At 63.7% G+C, this 3983-nt stretch carries 2 protein-coding genes; both read left to right on the top strand.

From position 1 onward, the window contains the following. A partial coding sequence (locus tag ACCAA_RS19450; RefSeq protein ID WP_342674075.1) for a hypothetical protein occupies window positions 1–729 on the top strand: 729 nt, incomplete at its 5' end. Next, window positions 726–3908: a type I restriction endonuclease subunit R gene (locus ACCAA_RS19445; protein ID WP_186408910.1), complete on the top strand. Its 3183-nt coding sequence runs from the start codon at window positions 726–728 to the stop codon at window positions 3906–3908. The genes ACCAA_RS19450 and ACCAA_RS19445, both read left to right, overlap by 4 nt. The last annotated feature ends 75 nt before the right edge of the window (window positions 3909–3983 follow it).

Below are 3983 nucleotides of genomic sequence, written 5' to 3'. Positions count from 1 at the left end.
TGCGGGCTACGCTGCAAAACTGTCGACGCCAGATTTCTACGGAATGACGACGCCGTTAACACCGAGCGCCTGGGTGACGATCTGTGCGAGGAAATGGTCTTTGTCGGCGGTGCGGTGGCCGGATTGTTGATTACCGATCCGGCGATGCCGGCGATTCGTCCGACGGAAGATGTGGACCTGGTCTGTCAGGCCGTGGTGCTGTCCGACTACCATCGGGTCGAGGCAGCGCTGCGTGCGCGTGGCTTTGTGCCGGACATGCGCCCGGAAGCGCCGATCTGTCGCTGGCAGGTGGGATCGGTGGCGGTGGATGTGATGCCCACCTTGGAGAAGATTCTCGGTTTTGCCAACCGCTGGTATCCGCTGGCGCTGGAGACGGCCCAGGCAGTCGCGCTGTCCGGCGGCCGCATCATCCGCCTGATCGCCGCGCCGGTGTTTCTGGCCACCAAGCTGGAGGCGTTCGACGGGCGCGGCGAGGGTGATTTCCTGTTCAGCCATGATCTCGGCGACCTGCTCGCGGTGGTCGATGGGCGCGACGCGCTGCGGGATGAGTGCCGCATCAGTCCGCCCGAACTCCGGGCCTATCTGGCCGAGCGTTTTCAGGGCCTGCTCGCACAGCCGGCGTTCATGGACGCCTTGCCGGGACATTTACCGGGCGATGCGGCGAGTCAGGAGCGTCTGCCCGACTTGCTCGCCAAACTGAATGCGATCGCCGGACTTCAGTTGCCATGAGCCCGCACGCCTATTCCGAAGACCAACTCGTCGAGCAGCCCGCCATCGGGCTGTTCGCCACGCTCGGCTGGCAGACGGTGTCGGCGCTGGACGAAACCTTCGGTGCGGGTGGATTGCTGGGGCGCGAAACCAGGGGCGAGGTGGTGCTGGTCGAACGTCTGCGCGCCGCGCTGGGCAAATTCAACCCGACCCTGCCACCGGAGGCGATCGCCAACGCCGTCGACGAGCTGACCCGCGACCGTTCGGCGATGAGCCTGGAGGCGGCGAACCGCGAGGTCTATCGGCTGCTCAAGGAAGGCATCACGGTTTCGGTTCCGAATTTGGGTAGTGATGCGCGCGAGCACGGCGGCCAGAGTGGTGGCCAATGCACCGAGCGCCTGCGCGTGGTCGATTGGGAAGCGCCGGCCAACAACGATTTCCTGCTCGTCAGCCAGTTGACCGTGACCGGCCCGCTCTACACCTGCCGGCCCGATCTGGTCGGCTTCGTCAATGGCCTGCCGTGGGTGGTGATCGAACTCAAGAAGCCCGGCGTCCCGGCGCGCGCCGCCTTTGACGAAAACCTGACCCACTACAGACAGCAGATTCCGGCCCTGTTCTGGAGCAACGCGCTACTCATCGCCTCCAACGGCACTGACAGCCGCGTCGGCTCGCTGACGGCGAACTGGGATCGCTTCTTCGAGTGGAAGCGCATCGAGCGCGAGGACGAACCGCGCCGCGTGTCGCTGGAAGTGATGCTGCGCGGCACCTGCGACCCCGTCCGCCTGCTCGATCTGGTCGAGAACTTCACGCTGTTTTCCGAACACAAGGCCGGCTTGGTCAAGATTCTCAGCCAGAACCATCAGTTCCTCGGCGTCAATAACGCTGTTCGCAAGATGCTCGAAGCCCGCAAACTGGGCGACGGGCGCGGCGGCGTGTTCTGGCAGACGCAGGGTAGCGGCAAGAGCTTCTCGATGGTGTTTTTCGCCCAGAAGGTGTTGCGCAAACTGACCGGTAACTGGACGTTTGTGGTCGTCACCGACCGCGTGGAACTGGACGAGCAGATTGCCAAGACCTTCAAGACCAGTGGCGCGGTGAGCGAGCCCGAGGGCGACGCCTGCCACGCTGCCAGCGGCGCTCACCTGCGCGAACTGCTGCGCGGCAATCACCGCTACGTCTTCACGCTGGTGCACAAGTTTCAGACGCCGGAGTTGCTGTGCGACCGCTCCGACGTGATCGTGCTCACCGACGAGGCGCACCGCAGTCAGTACGACACGCTGGCGCTCAACATGCGCGCCGCTTTGCCCAAGGCGATGTTCCTGGCCTTTACCGGCACGCCGCTGATCGCGGGCGAGGAACGCACCAAGGAGGTTTTCGGCGACTATGTTTCGATCTACGACTTCCAGCAGTCCATCAAAGACGGCGCGACCGTGCCCCTGTTCTACGAGAACCGCACGCCGGAATTGCAGCTCATCAATCCGGACCTGAACGACGACATCTACCGCCTGATCGAGGACGCCGAACTTGACGCGGAGCAGGAGGCCAAGCTGGAGCGTGTGCTGGGCCGGCAATACCACCTGCTTACTCGCGACGACCGGCTGGAAACGGTGGCACAGGACATCGTGCGGCATTTCCTCGGGCGCGGAATGTTGGCAAATGCGGTCGGCAAGGCGATGGTGGTGTCCATCGACAAGGCCACGGCGCTGCGGATGCACGACAAGGTGAAGCGGCACTGGGCGGCGGAAACCACGCGAGTGCAAACAGAGCTTGGCGAGTTGGCCTATCTGTCGCGTGGTGGCGAGATGACGCCAGGACAGGCGCGGCGCGATCTGCGCCTGGCCGAGCTGAAACAACGGCTGGAGGTGCTGACCCGCACCGAGATGGCGGTGATCGTCTCGCCGGGGCAGAACGAGATCCAGCAGATGCAGAAACTTGGCCTCGACATCGAGCCGCACCGCAAGCGCATGAACGAGTCGCAGCCTCGGCTGGATGAGAAATTCAAGGATAGCGCCGACCCGTTGCGCCTGGTGTTTGTCTGCGCCATGTGGCTGACCGGCTTCGACGCGCCAAGCTGTTCGACGATCTACCTCGACAAGCCGATGCGCAACCACACGCTGATGCAGACCATCGCCCGCGCCAACCGCGTCTTCCCCGGCAAGCACAGCGGCGTCATCGTCGATTACGCCAACGTCTTCGCCTCGCTGGAAAAGGCGCTGGCAATCTACGGGGCGGGCAATGGTGGCGAGAGACCAGTCAAGGACAAGCAGCAACTGGTCGAGGAATTGCGTCGTTCGGTGGTCGATGCGACGGCCTTCTGCGCTGCGCACAAAGTAATGCTGAACGAGATCGAGGCGATGCCTGCCGGCAGCATGGAGCGCCTGTCGCGCATCCAGGACGGCATGAACGCGCTGATCTCGCCTGACCCGCTGCGCCGCGACTTCTTCGCCCATGAGCGGCTGGTCAGCACGCTCTGCCGTGCCGTGAAGCCCGACCCGGCGGTAGCGGAATTCGCCAGCCGCGTCGCCTGCCTGACGGCGCTGGCCGAGGCGATTCGCACCAAGCTGAACCCGAACCCGCCGGACATCTCACAGGTCATGCGGCAGATCAACGGCCTGCTCGACGAATCCATCACCGGCCACGAAATCCGCGAATCCGGCCCACCGGCGCTCGACCTGTCGAAGATCAACTTCGAGGCACTGAACACCGATCTCGAAGTGCTCAAGGCAGCCATCCGCGCACAACTGGAAAAAATGATCCGGTTGAACCGCACCCGCGCCGACTTCGCCGAGAAGTTCAAGGCGCTGATCGAAAGCTACAACGCCGGTAGCCGCAGCATCGAGGAACTGTTCGCGGAACTGGTCAAGCTCTCCAACAGCCTCAACGACGAGCAGGAACGCCATGTGCGCGAGAACATGAGCGAGGAGGAACTGGTCATCTTCGACATCCTGACGCGGCCAGCGCCGGAGCTATCGACTGAGGAACGCGCTGAGGTGAAAAAGGCCGCACGCGAGCTGCTGGCGCGACTCAAGGCATTGCTGGTGTTGAACTGGCGGCAAAAGGCTGCGGCACGGTCACAGTTGAAGCTGGCCATCGAAGACACGCTCGACAGCGGCCTGCCGCGTGCCTACACGCCCGAGATCTACAGCCAGAAGTGCTCGGCGGTGTTCGAGCATGTGTACGAGAGCTACCCCGAGTGCCGATAGCAAGCGCGCAGGCCAGCCCTGACGCATGAGGGCTCCAACCCCGTATTTTCAAGGCCTGGCGGTGGGTAGCAAGAA

Source organism: Candidatus Accumulibacter aalborgensis (assembly GCF_900089955.1).
GTDB lineage: Bacteria > Pseudomonadota > Gammaproteobacteria > Burkholderiales > Rhodocyclaceae > Accumulibacter > Accumulibacter aalborgensis.
The sequence above is the reverse complement of the archived record's forward strand: the minus strand, read 5'-3'. Positions and strand labels throughout refer to the sequence as shown.

Excerpts from the sequence above, each read along its gene's own strand:
- ACCAA_RS19445 (WP_186408910.1), top strand. The coding sequence starts at position 726 with ATGAGCCCGCACGCCTATTCCGAAGACCAACTCGTCGAGCAGCCCGCC.